This window comes from Sphingobium sp. Cam5-1 (assembly GCF_015693305.1).
Taxonomy (GTDB): domain Bacteria; phylum Pseudomonadota; class Alphaproteobacteria; order Sphingomonadales; family Sphingomonadaceae; genus Sphingobium.
Genome location: NZ_CP065140.1, coordinates 46,587 through 63,186 on the forward strand (window position 1 = coordinate 46,587; position 16,600 = coordinate 63,186).

Here is a 16,600-nt window from a genome sequence, read left to right on the forward strand (position 1 = left end):
CCGCCTCCCTCAGCGGCGAGCCGGCAATACGAGCCATTCGGGCTCGTCGTCGGCGATCACCGCGCCGGCTTGTGCCGCCTCGGCCTCGGAATAGACGGTGGCCCGCTCGAGGCTGCCGAACCCGTCTGCTGCGTTCCAGAACAGGAGCCCCTCTTCGGCGTCGCGGGTGGCGAGGATGAGCGAGCGATCCGGTGTGGCATTGCGCGTGAGCGCGCGCTCGAGGCCCTGGGCCGAACCGCCAAACTCGATGTCGTCCCTGGTGATGACGACATAGCCTCCGCCGAATTCGCCGGGCCGCATGCGGTCGCAGTCGAGTGCATATTCAAAGCCATAGGGTAGCGCCGATTTCGCGACGCACTGGATCAGCGCCGCCGCGGCCTCGATGTCGACCTGATCGCCGTGCATCCAGACGCTCGCCTCGCCCGTTCCGCCCGGAGGGTCGATCTGCACGGTGAAGCCGAGGCGCGGATAGTCGGGGTCGGAAAAGAGTTCGAGGAACCCGTTGAAGGGATCGTCGGGTGACGGGGGAAAGCAGGCGGCGAACGCGGGACCAAGAGCGGCGAAGCGGTCGGAACGAGATGCATCGAGCGATGGATTGCCGACGGCGTCGATCGCATCGTCGATCAGACGGAAGATCTCGGCCTCGGCGCGGGTGACAGCGAGCATGAAGCTCGCCTTGACGAAGTGGTTGGCCATGGTGCCTCGCGGAAGTGTAGGGGCGCCGGAGCCCAGCGCCGGGACGGCCTCGGGATCAGCCCGGACCAGCCTTCCCTTCCCCCTCGACTCTTCGCCCGCAACGTGGGGCCGCTGTCCAACCGTCACGATCGGGTGCGAATGCGGCCTGTTGGTTCCGGGGCGGTCAGGCTTTGCGGCGACTGCTCGGCGGGCCGACGTGGTCGGCCGAGACTTCGAGGTCGATGGCGAGCTGGGTCAGCGTGCGGTGCGCGCCAAGCCTTTGAAGCCCGTCCATGCGCGGGTCGAGCTTGATCGTGGCGAGGCGGCCGCGCACCAGGGAGGCGGCAACGCGCAAGGTATGAGGGTCGAGGTCCGCCATGGCGCGATGATACCCCAATTCGGACCGCCGCGCGAGCGGAGAGGTTCGCGGGCGCGCCTAGTCGGTCTCGAAATTCCGCCAGCGGTGCACGAGTTCGATCATCTCTGCCTTGCGGCCGAATGCATCGGGATAGATTGCGCCCTCGTGCTGGCCGAGAAACCCGATGATCGTCGTCATATGAGTCGCAAGGGTCGCATCGACACCGAACAGGTCCGCGATCGGAAAATGGCCGCAGTCGTCACCGTTCCACCAGGCGAGCAGGAAATTGGCAACCCGGCGGCCCTGGCCGGTATCGGAGCGGGCGACGTCGATGAGGCGATCGAGCGCGCTTGCTGCTGCGGTTTTGCCGAATGGGCCTTGGTCGATGGACATAAGCTTTCCTGTTCCGATCAGGATGATCGCTGACCGCCGCCGATATGCAAGGTCGAATCAAGGCCGGGCGACCCGGCAGGATTGCCCCGCAGGATCCACGGCATCGGCTGGATGAGCCTGGCCCAGTCGGCGAACGAGGGTACGCGCCCCAGATCTTCCGTTACATGCTGCTCACCGATCAAGCGCACGGGCACGTCGCGGTCGTCGCTGTTGCGGATCGTAACCCCGAACACCGTTTCGAGCATGAAAATGCCCTCGGCATGATGGCGCAGCGCACGGTGGCGCGGGTCGGCGAGGATCTTCTTGGATTCGTCGAACCACTGGTGAAGCGCGATATAGTCGTCCGCCACGCCGCCCCAGCGGCGCACCGAACTCAGCGCATGATAATGGCAGTGCGACATCGCTAGAGCTCCGTCTCGCTGGTTTCGTAGTCGATGAAGCGGCTGTTGTGGGTCAGCGTTACCGCGCCGCTCGCAACGTCGATCTCGATGGTGCCCCAGGCGCCTTCGCCATTTTCCCAGCCGCTGTGATGATCGCTCGCGGCATTCTCGGCGAAGGCGCTCAAGGCGTCGCCAAGCTGGATTGCACGGCTCGTGATACCCCCGCCCCACTCGACCGCGAAATGATCGCAGAGGATGGTGGGAAGATCCTGCACCGCATCGCCGGCATAGGCGGTGACGTCACCGACGGAGCCTTCGTCGCCGCCGCCATCATAACCGATTTCGACGCGGGTGATCCCATGTTCGGCGAGCAGCGGCAGGAAGGCCGCCTTGCAGCGGCTCTCGGCCTCGCGCACCCGGGCGAGCTGTTCGTCGATGTCGGCGACGATGCGCGCAGCCGCGGCGGCATGTTCGGGGGTGAGCTGGATGTCGGTCATGCGGAGATCTCCTGAAGTATGGCGTTCGCGGCCTCGGCGCTGGCCGGATAGGCGGCTGCGAGATTGCGGTGCAGGGTTTCGAAATCGGGGATGGCGAAACGGCCGTCGGGGCCGGGCCGCGTCGCGAGGATCGCGCCGGTGACGATCTCGGCGACCGAGGTGCGCTCGACGATCGGCGCTGCGCCATCGACATAGCGAACCGGCGGGGCGATGCAGGCCTCGGTCCAATGCGCGAGCCCATCCTGGGCGGCCTCGGCATAAGTCGCGACGCGGGGATCGCGGCGGGCCGCGCTGGCGTCGACGTACAGACCGAGCGTGTAATAGACACCAAAGTCATGGGAATTGGTCAGCGTCCGAAAGGAGCATCCCTCGGGCGGCAGACCGTGACGGGCGATCAGGGCGGCGCGGTAGGCCCCGACCTCGAGGCGATTGAGCCGCTCGAAATCGGGCGTGTGGCCAAGCTGCGCGCAGTCCTCATTGGCGGGCGCGCCGCCCAGGTCGATGATGTCGGACATCGCATTCTCCATGGTTAGGAACGCCCCGCCAAGCCCCCCTCCCCTTGCCGGCGGCGCAGCCGGGAAAAGGAAAAAGGCCCCCGCGACGCGCGCGGGAGCCTTCGGTTTGCCAGGGCGGCGGTGTCAGCCGGCGAACGCGTGCTCGGCCGAGGACTGGCCAAGGCCTGGCTCGGCGCCTTCCCCGCCCGTACCCGCGCCGGCGGTTTCGTCAGCGCCGGGGAGCGGCGGCAGACCATCGTCGGCCTTGGGCGCCATTTCCGAGGCGAGGTCGCGGCGCCGCGTCGGGCGCGACCAGACCACGTTGTAGCTGCCGTCGTCCTGGCGGAAGGCTGAGACGTAGAGCGGCGTGACCAGACTCGGATCCTCGATCTTGCCGTTGAGGAAGGCCTCGCCGGTGCTGTTCGAGGCGAGTTCGAAGAGCGCGCCGACCTGCACCCACGCCCGCGATTGCGAGAGCGCCAGCACCTCGAACTTGGGCGCCTTGGGATTGGCCGAGTGGACCTCGCGCAGCGCAATGGTCATCGCGATGGTGAGCGTCGCAATCTTGCCGACGTAGATGCCACCGTCATTCTGCTTGATCGTACCGATGTTCATGGGAGTTCTCCTGGATGATGGCTCGAACTTCCGTGTCCGAGACACCTTCCTCCCTCCCCCTCCTCTCCTCGGCCGTTCGGCCGAGCCGGCGCGCCAGCGCCTGATCCGAGGTCCGCCCTTCGCGGCCTCGGGGGCGTTGCATCCAGTCAGTGCAGCGAGCCGAAGAGACCGCGCTTGGCTTCGGCCTGGTGTGCGCCGTCCTTGACCCCGATGCTGGCGCCCATGTCGGCATCGAGGTCGGCCGCGAGCGCTTCGGGGATTTCCGCATAGGGCGCGACGACAGCGATCGCGGCTTCGGGTGTCGGCAATTCTCCGGGCTCGGTCCCAAGCCAGATCGTCGCCTCGCCCTCCTCCGGTTCCTCTTCTGTGGGCGTGAACACCTGGGCGAAGAAGGTCTGGAGCGGCCGGTCCCAGCCGACGACAACCGAGATCACGTCGGTGCCGGCCTTGGGCTTGAGAAGGTAACGGCTCATGACTGGCTCCTGCGCAAACGGTGATCGACATGGCGCGACGCGCCCTCGGCGCTGCGGAGCGCCCTAAGCGCAGCCGCGGCGGCACGCGGGGCTCGCGCCTGGGCGAGGAGGGACCGCGCGAGGCGAAGGTGCGTGATCGCTGTGTGAATCGCGTCCCGATCGGCGGGGCTCGCTGCTTGGATGTCAGGCATCGGCACGACCCTCCACTGTCTGCGTGGCCTCTTGCGCAGGCTCCAGGCCGATCTCGATCGTATTGCGGGCAAGGACGACGGTGAAGCGGCGCCCCTCGGGCACGAACCACTGTGCGCGATGAGCAAGGACGGCGCGCAGGCGTTCGACGAGCGCCGCGTCGTCACCGAGCAGCAGGCGGGTCGCTACCTCCTGCGCATCGAGCACGAACCGGCTGTGCTGGGTATCCCAGCTGTCGGCGTTGCGATCGTCGCTGGGCGAGAAGCAGGCGCCTTCGAGCAGGTCGACGAGTTCGGCGGGGGTGACCGCATCGTGCGAGGCGAGGAGGATGTTCGCCTCCTCGAAGCCCCAATGGGTGCCCTCGTCATATTCGATCGCGACCGGCGCAGGGATCTGCAGTGCTTCCGCGCCCTCACCGCCGAACTCGAGCACGAGCGTCAGGCGATCGACGGGACCGCTCTCCAGCCCGGGGAACTCGTGCGCGTCCAGCCTGGCGGTCTCGCCGTCCCGTTCGATGTCGAAGCGAAGCGCGGTGATCTGGGGCAGCCGGTCGTACCAGCTATAGCCGGCCATCGTGTCGTCAGGTTCGGCGAGACGGCCATCATAACCCCCGGCCTTGCTGAGAGCGAAGGCGGCGCATTGCTCGAAGGCGGGTTCGAAGCGGTCGACGAGGATATGGTCGCCGGCCGGCAAAAGCTCGAACCGGGCGGAGCGATTGTTGTAATCGGCCGTCGCGGGGCTCCATAGTTGCACCACGGCCTCGGCCTCGGGCAGATCGATGCCGAGCGCGGCGGCTTCGCCCCACTGCGCGTGCGCGAGGCGGTGGGAACCGAGCTGCTGGATATGGCGATAGATGGCGCGGAGGACCGCCGCGCGCAGCGCCCCGAGCGCCGCGTTTTCGACCATCTCCTTGCGCGCGGGCAGTACGAGCTGAAGGTCGGGCGCATCGACGATGTCGACCCTCGCCCACCAGTTGCGCCGCTTCTCCGCGATCGACGGCAATGCGGCGGCGACGATCACGCCATGGAAGTTGATGCAAGGACTGAGGCGGGCGGCGCGCAGGTCGTTGAAGAGGCCGATGCGAACCCCTCCTGTCTCGATCACGGCCTCGGCGCCCGCGAGCCAGTCCTGGCTGGGGAGCAGTGTCCCTCCGAGCCGGACCGGCAACGGAAAATGGAGCGCGGCCGCCCTCGCCGAGCCATCGAGGGTGTCCTTCCATCGGTCGCCGAGCCGGATGCGAATCCGCGTACCGTGAGGGGCCTCGACGATGCCGACCGGGATCGGCGTGCCCGCTTCCCAGACGGCGGCGGCAACGTGGACCTCCCAGCCCTGTCCGACAGTGGTTCGCGAGCGCACTTCGATGTCATGGCCGGCGAGGCTGAAGACGCCCATGCCGGCCGGGTCCTCGCGGCGGGCGATGCTCTCGTCCCATCCCGATCGGCCGAGCGCGAGGATGACCGATGGATCGGCGATGCCCTCGCCGTCATCGGTGATGGCGAGCCAGGCCTCGTCGCCGTCCATCTGCAGATCGAGGTCGACCCCGGTGGCGCCGGCGCGGCGGGCGTTCTGGAAGAGTTCGCCAAGGACGTCGCCGAGCGTGTTGTTGAACAGGCGCGTGACCTTGGTGACCGCGGCCGGGTCGACCTGGCTGCGGATGACGGCGGGAAGGGACATGGCGAACTCCTCGAAAGCGGATTTGCTCGCCCGGTCCCCTCCCTCTTCCCTTTTGGCCTCAGTCGATCGCGCCGAAGATCTCCGCGGCCTCGGGATGGTCGAGGGCATGGTCGCGCAGCCGGTGGAAGGCTTCGGCGACATGGTCGTCCTCCACTTCGAAGGAGAGATGCGAGAAGGTGAAGAGAGTCGCGATGATCCCGGCAGCGTCGGCCGAGACCTCGCCTTCGTAGCCGTTGGCCGCGCAGCAGATGCGCAAGCGCTCGCGGCCGGTCGGGGCGAGGTAGAGGGGCTGGCCGCCGGCCTTGTAGAACTGCCAGTACCCGCCGCTATAGTCGGGCGAAAGCCTGTCCATGAACCCGTAGAGCAGCGTCTCGCCCTTGAAGAAGTTGCGGCGGCCGAAAAGCGTCGGGATGAAACCCGATCGCCGATCGTCGGGGACGAGGGTGGCGGGACGGAAGACGGCAGATGCAGCAATATCGGACATGAAGGGTCTCCTGAGCTGAGGCGCGGCCGGCGAGACGCTTTGTGCCCCCCGGGCCGCATTCCCTTCGCTCCCCCTCCCCTTTTGCGGCGCGTTCGATCAGGGAGCGAGGCGGCCGGCGTTGAAGGTCTCGAGCCACTCGCTCATCGCCGGTCGTTCGGAGAGCGGCACCAACGCCGCCACATCCTGGAAGCGTACGAGGTCGGCGGGGGCATCGCGGATGATGGCCGCGATCTCGGCCTCGGGCAGCAATCCTTCCGCGCGGATGAAATCGGTCATCCGGCCCGGTCGGGTCTTGGTCGAGCGCCGCCAGAGCCCTTCGACCGTGCGCAGGCGGGGCGCGGCGCGCGCTTCGACGAGGACGATGAGCCGCAGGCACCAGGCCGGCAGTGCCCGGACCTCGTCGGGTTTCATCGCGCCGCAGATGAAGCAGCTCGACTTGGGCGGGACCGGCAGGCCTGCGGCTTCGATGCGGGCGGTGCATGCGGCGCGGTCCCAGCGCCATTCGCGCAAGGGATAGCGGGTTTCGAAGAGGTCGTCCGTGATCGAGGCCGCGTGGTTGTAGCGGCGCGTGTCCTGCGGCGAGGCATCGAACCCGATCAGGCGGACCACCTTCTGCCCGCGTGCCCATGCGGCCTGCGCGGGTGCCCAGCTCTTGAGGTACTTCTCCTGGGGCGCAGCTTTCCATTTCAGGGAACATTAGGTCTGGATGGGTCTGTCTCCTTTGCCCTGCAAAGCCCCATTTCCGCCAGTCCTTCTCCCCCTCCCCTTCCGAGACGCCCGATTAGGGCGTGACCGCATCAAGTGGCCGGGGGATCGTCCGCTTCGGCGCTGGCGCGGATCGGAACGGGCCGGCGTATCCGATCGAGTTCTTGCACGATTTGCGCATTGCGGCGCTCAAGCCGCTCAGCCCGCTGTTCCGCTTCGATGGCGCGTTTGAGAAGTCCCGCGTTCTGCGTCGCCAATGCAAGGATTCGCGCGTCGGCATCGCGAAGCGCCGAGCGAGCGCAATGATCGTCGCCGACGGTCGTCTCTGCTGCGCTGGCGCGCTGCGACTGGAGTTCGCGCAGCGCAGCGAGAACACCCGCATGATGGGTATAGATGATATTACGGCCGACCCCGGCTGCCCGCGCGAGCGCGGCGACCGTAGGAGTGGTGGATGGATCGTCCGCGAGGCCGGCAAGGGCCTGGTGCAGGCGTGCATCGGTATTCGCGCGGCGACGTGCTTGTGGCGTGGACAGGTCAGTCTCGGATGCCATCGGCATTCCCCTCGTCGAGCTGATCAAGGATGCGGCGGGATTCCTGGATGCGGGCCTCCGCAAGCGCACGGCTCTCGGGGTCGAGGTCATCACGTCGGATCAATGCGGTGTTGCGTCGAAGGCGCGCTTCCCAGACCGGCCTATGCTTGTCGGTCACCGCAAAGTTCGCGCAAGTCGAGCAGGTGCCTTGCGTGCGGAGCGCCGGGTTCGGTTCGCGCTCCCCGCCAAGACAGGCGGAGGTTTCCCGGCGGTAGAGGCAGTATCCCCAGTCACAGACACCGAGGCGCATATCCGTTTCGGCGAGGATCTGCGTGATGTAGGCATCGACGTCACCCGAACGGGTACGGCCACGGAACGGTGATCGTTCGGAGAGCATGGTGCCAGCCTTCCCCGCAACGTGCGGCGCCAGCAGAAGGTCTTCCAGCGCCTTGCGGGTTTCCCCGGCGGCCTGGTCATCGATCAGTTCGGCGAGTTCGAAGTCGGTGCCGACATAGGCCCGGTCGGTCATCGCCCTGTGGATGTGACCCAGATGGCGCTGGAGCGCGGTAAGGCCGGTGCGGTCGCGACGTCCGATAAACCGCGAGAACGTCTTGCGCCCTTGATAGGTGGTGAGCCGCCAAGGGCTGTTCTGATGATTCGGAAGGGACAGGAACGGCGCGAACCGCTCGTTGAGCCGGACATTGACCATGGACGAGTGCAGTCGCGCCACCGGCATGGTCGTCGGAAGCGGCGAGCGACCGCGGCCGAGTTGATGCAGCCATAGACCCCGGTTGCCGCTGAGTTCGCGAAGCGGCGCAGAGAGGCGTTCGAGGATATGAACCGCGCGCTGGACCGGCTCGGGCGCGAGCCAGCGGTGGATGTCGCCATGCTCCGTCAGCGACGTCTTCGTGATCGTGCCGACCAGATAGACGTGGTCCTCCCCGCCACCGCCCGCCGCGTGGCGCTCGAGACAGCCCTCTTCGAGCCTGAGTATCTCGGAAGCTCTCGCGCCAACAAGATAGGCGATGACGACGAAGCAGGCATCGCTGAGCCGGTCGAGCATGAACGCCAGACGGCGCAGCGGCCAGTCCGGATTCGGATACCGATCCCCATAGGGACAGGGCTCATCCAGCATAGCGCGTCTGACGTGCCAATGGAGCATGCGCCCCTGATGCCGCAGCCGGAACTGGTCATAGAGATCTTCAAGATGGTCGCGCAGCGCGAGTATCTGATCCGCTGGATTGCCGAGAAGATCAATCGCGCCGCTAACCAACGGCACGGCGATTTCGTCAGGTGTATAAGGGTGGCGGCCATAAGGCTTCCAGTGTCGCTTCCCGATCGATGCAACGCGAGGCGGTGGTGCCGGGGGCGCGTCATCCAGCTTGTCGCGCTGCATATGGAAGGTGCGGATCGTGCCGAGATGGCCTTCGGCAGTGCTGAGCGAGAGTAAGGCGCCATTTCTGCCCGGACGGGCGCGCAACATCGTCACGAACCGATCGACGGCATCTCGGTCGAGATCCTTGAAGCATCGGACGTTTTCCGCCGCCATCCATCGAACAAGGAAGCGGACGTGGCTGAAGTGACCGCGGATGGTTTCCTTTCGGAGCGGCATCCGCCCTTCGGGTGGATCGTGCCGTAGCGAGAGCAGGAACAGTTCCGCCGCATGCCGGAGCGGCGTCCAGTGGTCGTCGTCGAACCGGCTTCCGTCCGGCATTTCGAAGCCCCAGTTGAACGTCATCGCGGGGAGCTCGCCCCTATCGGGAGGCGCTGCCACCGAGGCTTGGAAGAGAGTGGGTGCTGGCGCGGATACCATGACGCTATTCCAGATCCGGCAGCGGCGGCAGGGCAGACATGATCCGCTCTGCCGCTGGCATCATTTCGGGCGGGAATGCCGGGAGCAGGTCTTGTGTGAGCACCTGAAGGCTGGGCGTGTAGAACAGGCCGAACCGGATCGGGTCGATCCGCTCCCGCGCCATTTCAAGATGCCGCATGGCCTGGACGATCCGCGCCAGGTGACCCAGGTCGATCGGAACAACCAGTCCCGGACAGGCAAGGCAGCCGCCGAGTTTCGGGCACATCCGGCCAGGACGTGCGTGGGCGCTGTCGGTCGGGTTCAGGCAGTCATGGCCGAACAGGACCGTCACTCGAGTATCGGCACCTGCTTTTCGGGATCGTCCGCGGTGTGTGGGCGTCTCTCCGCCAACCCATCTGATCATCAGCGACTGGAGCCGCGCGATCGTGTCGCGCTCGAGGCGGCGAACAGCCTCGCCATCGACATAGATGTCGGTGGTGACGATGCTCGCATGATTGAGGACGGCCTTGGCCGCCATGATATCGCCCTGCGACGCGGTATAATGGGCACTGGCCATGCTGCTGCGGAACAGCTTGGGCGAGAAGTCGGGAAGCAGTGGACGGGCTTTGCCGGAGTGCGCTTCGTTCCATGAGGCGATTGCAGCGTTCTGACGTTCGTAGAAGCGGAGCATTGCTGATCGCAGCGTGGCCTGCACAATATGACCAGCCTGGTACTCACGCTCGAGGCGGCCTGTCGTCATAAGGAAGCGGTGCAGGAACAGCCGGTTGCGCTCAGATGCTTCCACATGCGGAAGCAACGGCTCCGTCATCGCGAGCATCTTCTCGATCAGCCGCGGTGCCGCATAGGGGCGGCGGTTATCGAAGGACCGCCGCTGCAGGCGCTTCACCTTGCCGCCGGCACGGGGTTTCACCCACTCGACCATGATGCGATTCCGGTCGAGGGGATGGGGCACGAGACAGTCGCGCTTGATTTGGCGTAGCGGCCCCGCGTTGGCCGCTGTCTGGATCAACAGCGCGATGTAGAACGCCGTCAGGGTGTCCGTCGTGATATGCAGATAGCCTTCGACCGAAGCGATCTTGTGCGCCTTCGGCAGGGACTTCTGACGGAAGCCTAGCCGTCGCAAGCCTTTGCCTCCAGGAGACAGACCATCATTGGCCCGGTGGAGCCGCCATATCCATCGGTCCAGTCCTTCCCCGCGCCACGAAGGCCGTGGCGGCAACTCCGGTAGCGCTATGACGGCCTGGCCATATTGGAACTTTTCCCAGGCCGCATCGATCTCGGCATAGCAGGCTGCCAGCACCGACCTCATCTGGGCCGGCGTTAACCGCTCTTGCGGCAACCGCTGGGTGCCCGCGAGCGGGATCGCATTATTGGGCACGGCGAAGTCGGGGGCGAACAGGCCTGGATTGTCCGCGATCGCGCGATTGAGGACTGGCCGGACCATACTGAGCTGACCGGATTGTGATACAACACCACGCCTGCGCCCGTTGGTGGGCTTCGCCAGCCAGGTGATGAACCGGCGGATCGTCGCCATATCGAGATCAGCCGCGCGGCCGATGCGCCCGTCTTCGCGCAGGAACCTGCCGAACACGCGCAGCGCGAACCAGCGAGCGGTGCGGGTCGCGGCGCTGGACGCCACATCATGATCGCGGAAGGCCCTGGCCAGAGCCGTGGTGATATCGCTTGGCATCCCGAACAACGCCGGGTCGAAGCGTTGAGCAACCTTCCCCCATTCATTGTGGAACCGGATTTCGGCGATCTCCGCCGGATGGTTCACCGGTGTCGGATCGAGCCGTAGCGTTCGGTCGAGGCGCCTCCTAGCCATCGGCGGGGATCAACTCGCCGTAAAGATAGGCGAGACTTTCGCTCAGGTCGCGCTCGTGCAGCTCGACGCAGCGTAAATAAATCGCGGTGGTCGTGATCGAAGCGTGACCGAGCAGCACCTGCACGACCTTGAGCGGGTTGAGATCCGGGTTGGTGCGGGCCTGGAGCTGGAGACGGGCAAGCATCGCCATCGCGAAGGTATGGCGGAGCCAGTGCAGCGTGCCCTGGAGATTTGCGGCCGCGAACGCCTCCGCGATCTGCGTGGTCAGGAGCTTGCGTGTGAGGGCACGGCCATGCTCGTTCAACAGGAGATTGGGTGGCGCACGATATCGCCGGTCGGAACGGCGGGCACGGCGGACGATCCGGGCGCGGTCCTCGCCGACATACCAATGCGTCTGATCGAGCAGCCGGAGCGGCGGATAGACCGTCCTCGGGCGGTCGCCCTTGGTGATGTGGAGCGCTACGCCGACCAGCGGGTCGCTGTCGAGATCAAGGGGCCAGCTATCCGGGATCTGGTCGATGGCGAGCGCGCAAAGCTCCTTGCGGCGTAGCCCCGCACCAAGCGCCCATTGCGCGGCAAGTCGCGCGGTGGGCCTGAGATGCGCGAACAGCCGCGCCAGCTCGTCGGCGCGCAATGGCCGCGGCAGCTTTTCGGGGCGCGAGACGATCAGTTCGTTGACCTGTCGGCGTTGCAGACCGGGCCGGTAGGCTCCGTCGAGCACCAGCGTCATCTTCTCGGTCAGCCGGAATGGACAATGGTCGATCAGCCCCCGGTCGAGCGCCCAGCCATAGAAGCGGCAGACAGTGGAGACGCGCGCGTTGATCGTGGTTCGGGCATAGGGCCGCCCGGTATGCGCGCTGGGGTTTTCCAGCATCCGGTTGCGATAGGCGGCGATGACACGCTCGTCGGCCTCGCGCCACTCGATCCCCGATCGATCGAGCGTGTCGAACCAGTCGTGGAGATGCTCGCCATAGGTCCGCACGGTTTCCGACGCATGCGCACCACCGCTGCGCTCGGCATGCTCCAGCAGCCAGACGAACGCCGGTTCGATGATCGCCATGTCGGCGTCGAACAGGATCGGAAAGCCGGCGGGGATACCCAGCTCACCCGCGACAGCCCGGATGATCGATACCATGATGTCGGATTCCCCCGCGCAAGGGTTCCGGCGGACGATACATGCGTTGGGCGGTTAACGGGTCGCGGCTTCGGCGGAGCGACGGGTTTTCGGGATGCAGCGCCGATCGGCTCGTGATTGACTCCACCATATTACGGATATACCCGTAATATCATTGAGTCGTCAGGAGGCCCGTTCTATGAAGCGCATGCATCTGCACGTCAGCGTGGCCGACCTCGCCCGGTCGATCCAGTTCTACGAGACCCTGTTCGGTGCCGCGCCGGTCGTCGTGAAGGACGATTACGCCAAGTGGATGCTCGACGATCCCAAGGTCAACTTCGCGATCTCGGAGCGCGCGCGCGACGGGCATCGACCATATCGGCCTTCAGGTCGACAGCGCCGAGGAACTGGCCGAGTTGTCCGGTCGGCTGAAGGCGGCAGGCACCGAGACGTTCGACCAGGAAGCAACCACCTGCTGCTACGCGAAGTCGGACAAGAGCTGGGTGTATGATCCTGCCGGCGTCCGCTGGGAGACCTTCTTCACCTTTGGCGAAGCGACCAGCTATGGCGAAGACGAAGTCCTGCCCGAGCCGACAGGGGCGGCGTGCTGCGGTCCGGCCTCGGCGCCCAAGCAGGCGTGCTGCTGATGGACGGGAGCACCGCCGTTTCAGCGCTCTCCGCGCTCGCGCATCAGGGGCGTCTGGAAGTATTCCGCCTACTAGTGCGCGCCGGCAAGGACGGTATGGCGTCCGGCGAGATCGCGCGCGCGACCGGCCACGTCCCACAGACGCTTTCGGGCAACCTCAACATCCTCGGACATGCCGGGCTGGTGTCATCGCGGCGCGAAGGCCGCTCGATCATCTACACCGCCGATTATGGGTGCATGACCGATCTGCTCGGGTTCCTCATGGAGGATTGCTGCGCGGGCAAGCCGGAGATCTGCGCGCCGCTCGCCGAGGTCGTCGCCAAAGCCGCCTGCTGTCAGCCCGGAGCCGTCCAGTGACCGACATCATCATCTATCACAACCCGGACTGCGGCACCTCGCGTAACACGCTCGCGATGATCCGCAATGCCGGGATCGAGCCGCATGTCGTCGAGTATCTGAAGACACCGCCGAGCCGGGCGATGCTGGTCTGGTTGATCGGGCGCATGAACATCGCGCCGCGCACCCTTCTGCGCGAGAAGGGAACGCCTTTCGCTGATCTGGGCTTGGGCGACCCTTCCCTGTCGGATGACCAGCTCATCGACGCGATGATGGCGCATCCGATCCTGATCAACCGCCCGATCGTGGTGTCACCGGTGGGCGTGAAGCTCTGCCGCCCGTCCGAAGCCATACTCGATCTGTTGCCCGCTCCCCAGCTCGGAGCCTTCGCGAAGGAGGACGGCGAGAAGGTGATCGACGACGCCGGCAACAGGATCGGCGCATGACCGATGCCGCGCTTGACGACGCTCGACCCGCGATTGGCTTCTTCGAACGCTATCTGAGCGTCTGGGTCGCGGCCTGCATCGCACTCGGCTACGCGCTGCCCGGCCTGTTCGCCGCGATCGCCGCGGCCGAGGTCGCTCGCGTCAACCTCGTGGTGGCGGTGCTGATCTGGCTGATGATCGTGCCGATGCTGCTCAAGATCGATCTCGGCGCGCTGGGGGCGGTGCGCCAGCATTGGAAGGGTGTCGGCGTCACCCTGTTCATCAACTGGGCGGTCAAACCCTTCTCGATGGCCCTGCTCGGCACGCTATTCCTGGGATGGCTGTTCCGCCCGCTGCTACCCCAAGCCGAGATCAGCTCCTACATCGCCGGGCTGATCCTGCTCGCGGCCGCGCCCTGCACCGCTATGGTGTTCGTCTGGTCGAACCTCTGCGACGGCGAGCCCAACTATACGCTGAGCCAGGTGGCGCTGAACGACATCATCATGGTGTTCGCCTTCGCGCCGATCGTCGCGCTACTGCTGGGCGTCGCGTCGGTGACGGTGCCGTGGGACACGCTGCTGATTTCGGTCGCCCTCTATATCGTGATCCCGGTGATTGCCGCACAGCTCATCCGCCGGGCGGTGCTTACCGCGGGCGGACAATCGGCCCTCGATCGCCTGCTTGGGCTGCTCGGGCCGGTATCGCTGGTCGCGCTGTTGACGACGCTGGTGCTGCTGTTCGGGTTTCAGGGCAAGGCGATCATCGCCAACCCGCTGGTGATTGCGCTGATCGCGGTGCCGATCCTCATCCAGGTCTATTTCAATGCCGGGCTGGCCTATTGGCTGAGCCGCCGGTTCGGCGTGGCCTGGTGCGTCGCGGCGCCGGCCGCGCTCATCGGCGCGTCCAACTTTTTCGAGCTGGCGGTCGCCGCCGCGATCAGCCTGTTCGGCCTGGGCTCCGGCGCGGCACTCGCTACCGTCGTCGGCGTATTGGTCGAAGTGCCGGTGATGCTCTCGGTGGTCGGCATCGTTAAGCGCACCCGGCCTTGGTATGAACGCCGGGCGCTCGCCTGACGCGCGGACGATCCAAATCGTGACGCTGAAGTGAAGAAGGATCAGACCGGCCGCCGCCAGCTTTTTGGGTTAGCGCGTCGTCCGGCCTGACCCTTCTTCACGACGAGGTAACAAGACACTCACTCAGGCTGGACCTAAACTGCAGGATTTGCCGCCAAGCGAAATACTCGGCAGGGTCGCGTTGGTGAGGACATTGGCGAGGATGTCGTAATAAGGAGGCCAATGCTTGAAGCGTCGGGGCACATAGCGGACCACCTCATAGGGAATGCCGCGCGCCGCCATCCAGGCGGCTATCATGACCTGGTAGTCGTAAGTTTCGGGCTTCTCGGCACCCGTGTCGGCGCTGAGCACGAGGTCAGGCGGAGTGCCGCGGCTTTCAAGTTCGACAAGCAGGGCAGTGCTGTCCACGCCCATGCCATATGCAAGGACGACCGGTGCCGGCGGGTGAATCTGGATGGTACCGGGAATCCGCAGGAGCGAAGGAAAAGCGGTTGCGTTCATGGGAAGACTCCGATCTCGCGCAGCCAATCTGCGCACCGAGCGCCGCCCATGCAGACGACGCGCACGACCGGGCTCCAGGATGAAAGATTGAGGTCGTGATGCGGCGGCTGCGGGCAGCGAACTTCGCGGCGTGGGTGTGTATCACGCGACCAGGCGCGGCGCGTCTGGGGCGGATGCGGGAAGCCTCAATTCCTGACGAATGCGCGTTGCGAACTGCTCAGGTTCAAGGAGGTCCCGGACCGACGCCCAATAGTTGCGCTGACCAATATGGTCGTGCCGATCCTGCACTTTGCGAAAGCAGACCTCGCGGCCAGGTCCGAACGGACCAAGCGACAGCTGGACCCAGATGCTCTCCCCGTGGAGCGTAACATCGCCCGAGACGGCGGGACCGGCCTTGTTTGAGCGAATGTCGAAACTGCCGTCCTCAAGGGCAAGAGCTGCTGCAAGATGGCGCATGGCCGTCCGGCCTTGGGCATGGAAGAGGCGCTTGGCCGGTGCATCATAGGCGACCCCACGGACCGCCAGGATCTTGAGCATCGGCCTGCCGCGAAGTTCTTCGACCTGCGCGACACAGGCGCGGCGAAGATCCGCGTCGTCGGTCCGCTGTGCGCCGATCTGCGACAGGTGGCGCACAAGCAGAATGACGGCGGGGTCGGTTTCGACAGGAAGCCCGGCATTGCGGCAATCGGTGATGGCGGCCTGGATCGCGTGGAGCGAGGTCTCAATCGTGGCCAGTGCGCTCGGGTCTAAGGCCTGGCTGTAGCGGAAGGTGACATCGTAGCTCATGGCGTCCTCCGGAAATTTGAGCGGTGCATTCGCTCGCGCACTCCTTCCCCCTCCCCTTTTCCCCGGGTACCGCCTGAATGGCGACATCACCTGCTGAAGACTTGATAGCCACCGTTCCGATGCCGTCGGCGACATGCCGAGGCGCAAACACGGAGAACCGACAGGTGGCGAGCGCCCTCTCCGAGCCAGTTTGTGGCGGGTGGTTCGACCAGGTGGGCGCCAATCAGGGCAACGTCCGTGAAGCTTATGCCGCGCGTCGGCGTCCGCCACGTCCATGGGCGCGCCCAAAACAGCCGTCCCTTGCGACTGACTGATTAATCCTCGGGATGCGAAACGGCCTCGTCGAACGACAGGATGAAGATCGTTTGGCCGTGCTCATCTGCGATCTGAATCGAACCGCCAAGATCCAGTACACCACGGCTGATCTCTTCGCAGATCAACGAACGCGCGCCGGCGATCGCATAATCGCGCGCGGCCGCGAAATCTGGCAACAACACCCCTTCTGGATCAAGGGAAATGCCCGAACGATCACGCACGTGGAAATAATAGCGCGCCATCGTGAGGTATATACTGCATATGGAATATTGGCTCAGTAACTCAGGCTGGATTATCCG

Annotated in this window: 19 protein-coding genes and 3 pseudogenes; 4 read left to right on the forward strand and 18 right to left on the reverse strand. The window is 65.7% G+C overall.

Features of this window, described 5'->3' with window-relative positions:
• Positions 1-9: 9 nt before the first annotated feature.
• From IZV00_RS18860 to IZV00_RS18930, 15 genes and pseudogenes are all read right to left on the reverse strand, one after another.
• On the reverse strand, positions 10-696 hold the full coding sequence (locus tag IZV00_RS18860; RefSeq protein ID WP_196227643.1) for a hypothetical protein: 687 nt from the start codon (positions 694-696) through the stop codon (positions 10-12).
• Positions 697-859: 163 nt separating this feature from the next.
• Positions 860-1,054, reverse strand: a complete 195-nt coding sequence (locus IZV00_RS18865; RefSeq protein WP_196227644.1) for a hypothetical protein — start codon at positions 1,052-1,054, stop codon at positions 860-862.
• A 57-nt stretch (positions 1,055-1,111) separates the two neighbouring features.
• Positions 1,112-1,420: a DUF7673 family protein gene (locus IZV00_RS18870; protein ID WP_196227703.1), complete on the reverse strand. Its 309-nt coding sequence runs from the start codon at positions 1,418-1,420 to the stop codon at positions 1,112-1,114.
• Between the two features lie 23 nt (positions 1,421-1,443).
• Positions 1,444-1,827, reverse strand: a complete 384-nt coding sequence (locus tag IZV00_RS18875) for a DUF6915 family protein (protein ID WP_196227645.1) — start codon at positions 1,825-1,827, stop codon at positions 1,444-1,446.
• A 2-nt stretch (positions 1,828-1,829) separates the two neighbouring features.
• Complete coding sequence (locus tag IZV00_RS18880) at positions 1,830-2,303, reverse strand: DUF6878 family protein (protein ID WP_196227646.1); 474 nt, start codon at positions 2,301-2,303, stop codon at positions 1,830-1,832.
• Complete coding sequence (locus tag IZV00_RS18885; protein ID WP_196227647.1) at positions 2,300-2,818, reverse strand: hypothetical protein; 519 nt, start codon at positions 2,816-2,818, stop codon at positions 2,300-2,302. The genes IZV00_RS18880 and IZV00_RS18885 overlap by 4 nt, the downstream gene beginning before the upstream one ends.
• Before the next feature lie 123 nt (positions 2,819-2,941).
• The gene (locus IZV00_RS18890; RefSeq protein ID WP_196227648.1) at positions 2,942-3,412 is read right to left on the reverse strand and encodes a DUF736 domain-containing protein; all 471 of its coding nucleotides are present in this window, start codon (positions 3,410-3,412) and stop codon (positions 2,942-2,944) included.
• A 146-nt stretch (positions 3,413-3,558) separates the two neighbouring features.
• Entirely contained in the window at positions 3,559-3,885 is a 327-nt protein-coding gene (locus tag IZV00_RS18895; RefSeq protein WP_196227649.1) for a hypothetical protein, read from the reverse strand.
• A gap of 183 nt (positions 3,886-4,068) precedes the next feature.
• A complete protein-coding gene (locus tag IZV00_RS18900; RefSeq protein WP_196227650.1) occupies positions 4,069-5,748 on the reverse strand; it encodes an ATP-binding protein in 1,680 nt (559 codons plus the stop codon).
• A gap of 58 nt (positions 5,749-5,806) precedes the next feature.
• Positions 5,807-6,232, reverse strand: a complete 426-nt coding sequence (locus tag IZV00_RS18905) for an antirestriction protein (RefSeq protein ID WP_196227651.1) — start codon at positions 6,230-6,232, stop codon at positions 5,807-5,809.
• Positions 6,233-6,328: 96 nt separating this feature from the next.
• Positions 6,329-6,928: pseudogene (locus tag IZV00_RS18910) on the reverse strand (hypothetical protein); the annotation flags it as partial.
• Positions 6,929-7,029: 101 nt separating this feature from the next.
• Positions 7,030-7,488, reverse strand: coding sequence for a hypothetical protein (locus IZV00_RS18915; RefSeq protein WP_196227652.1), 459 nt, complete (start codon positions 7,486-7,488; stop codon positions 7,030-7,032).
• Positions 7,472-9,205, reverse strand: a complete 1,734-nt coding sequence (locus tag IZV00_RS18920; protein WP_230463515.1) for an integrase — start codon at positions 9,203-9,205, stop codon at positions 7,472-7,474. Before IZV00_RS18920 ends, IZV00_RS18915 begins: the two co-directional genes overlap by 17 nt.
• 79 nt (positions 9,206-9,284) lie before the next feature.
• Positions 9,285-11,105, reverse strand: coding sequence for a site-specific integrase (locus tag IZV00_RS18925; RefSeq protein WP_196227653.1), 1,821 nt, complete (start codon positions 11,103-11,105; stop codon positions 9,285-9,287).
• Positions 11,098-12,240: a tyrosine-type recombinase/integrase gene (locus IZV00_RS18930; protein WP_196227654.1), complete on the reverse strand. Its 1,143-nt coding sequence runs from the start codon at positions 12,238-12,240 to the stop codon at positions 11,098-11,100. Before IZV00_RS18930 ends, IZV00_RS18925 begins: the two co-directional genes overlap by 8 nt.
• A gap of 178 nt (positions 12,241-12,418) precedes the next feature.
• On the opposite strand from IZV00_RS18930, the pseudogene IZV00_RS18935 reads away from it, so the two are divergent.
• From IZV00_RS18935 to arsB, 4 genes and pseudogenes are all read left to right on the forward strand, one after another.
• Positions 12,419-12,866 (forward strand): annotated as a pseudogene (locus IZV00_RS18935) (ArsI/CadI family heavy metal resistance metalloenzyme).
• The gene (locus tag IZV00_RS18940; protein ID WP_196227655.1) at positions 12,866-13,222 is read left to right on the forward strand and encodes an ArsR/SmtB family transcription factor; all 357 of its coding nucleotides are present in this window, start codon (positions 12,866-12,868) and stop codon (positions 13,220-13,222) included. Before IZV00_RS18935 ends, IZV00_RS18940 begins: the two are co-directional and overlap by 1 nt.
• Positions 13,219-13,647, forward strand: coding sequence for an arsenate reductase (glutaredoxin) (arsC, locus tag IZV00_RS18945; protein WP_196227656.1), 429 nt, complete (start codon positions 13,219-13,221; stop codon positions 13,645-13,647). Before IZV00_RS18940 ends, arsC begins: the two co-directional genes overlap by 4 nt.
• Positions 13,644-14,699 (forward strand): ACR3 family arsenite efflux transporter, encoded by a 1,056-nt coding sequence (gene arsB / locus IZV00_RS18950; RefSeq protein WP_196227657.1) that lies wholly within the window; start codon positions 13,644-13,646, stop codon positions 14,697-14,699. Before arsC ends, arsB begins: the two co-directional genes overlap by 4 nt.
• Before the next feature lie 135 nt (positions 14,700-14,834).
• Here the strand turns inward: arsB and IZV00_RS18955 are convergent.
• The 3 genes and pseudogenes from IZV00_RS18955 to IZV00_RS18965 all read right to left on the reverse strand — a co-directional run.
• Positions 14,835-15,200: pseudogene (locus tag IZV00_RS18955) on the reverse strand (hypothetical protein); the annotation flags it as partial.
• A 141-nt stretch (positions 15,201-15,341) separates the two neighbouring features.
• Complete coding sequence (locus IZV00_RS18960; RefSeq protein ID WP_196227659.1) at positions 15,342-15,986, reverse strand: hypothetical protein; 645 nt, start codon at positions 15,984-15,986, stop codon at positions 15,342-15,344.
• Between the two features lie 314 nt (positions 15,987-16,300).
• The gene (locus IZV00_RS18965) at positions 16,301-16,543 is read right to left on the reverse strand and encodes a DUF6894 family protein (protein ID WP_044663343.1); all 243 of its coding nucleotides are present in this window, start codon (positions 16,541-16,543) and stop codon (positions 16,301-16,303) included.
• Positions 16,544-16,600: the final 57 nt, after the last annotated feature.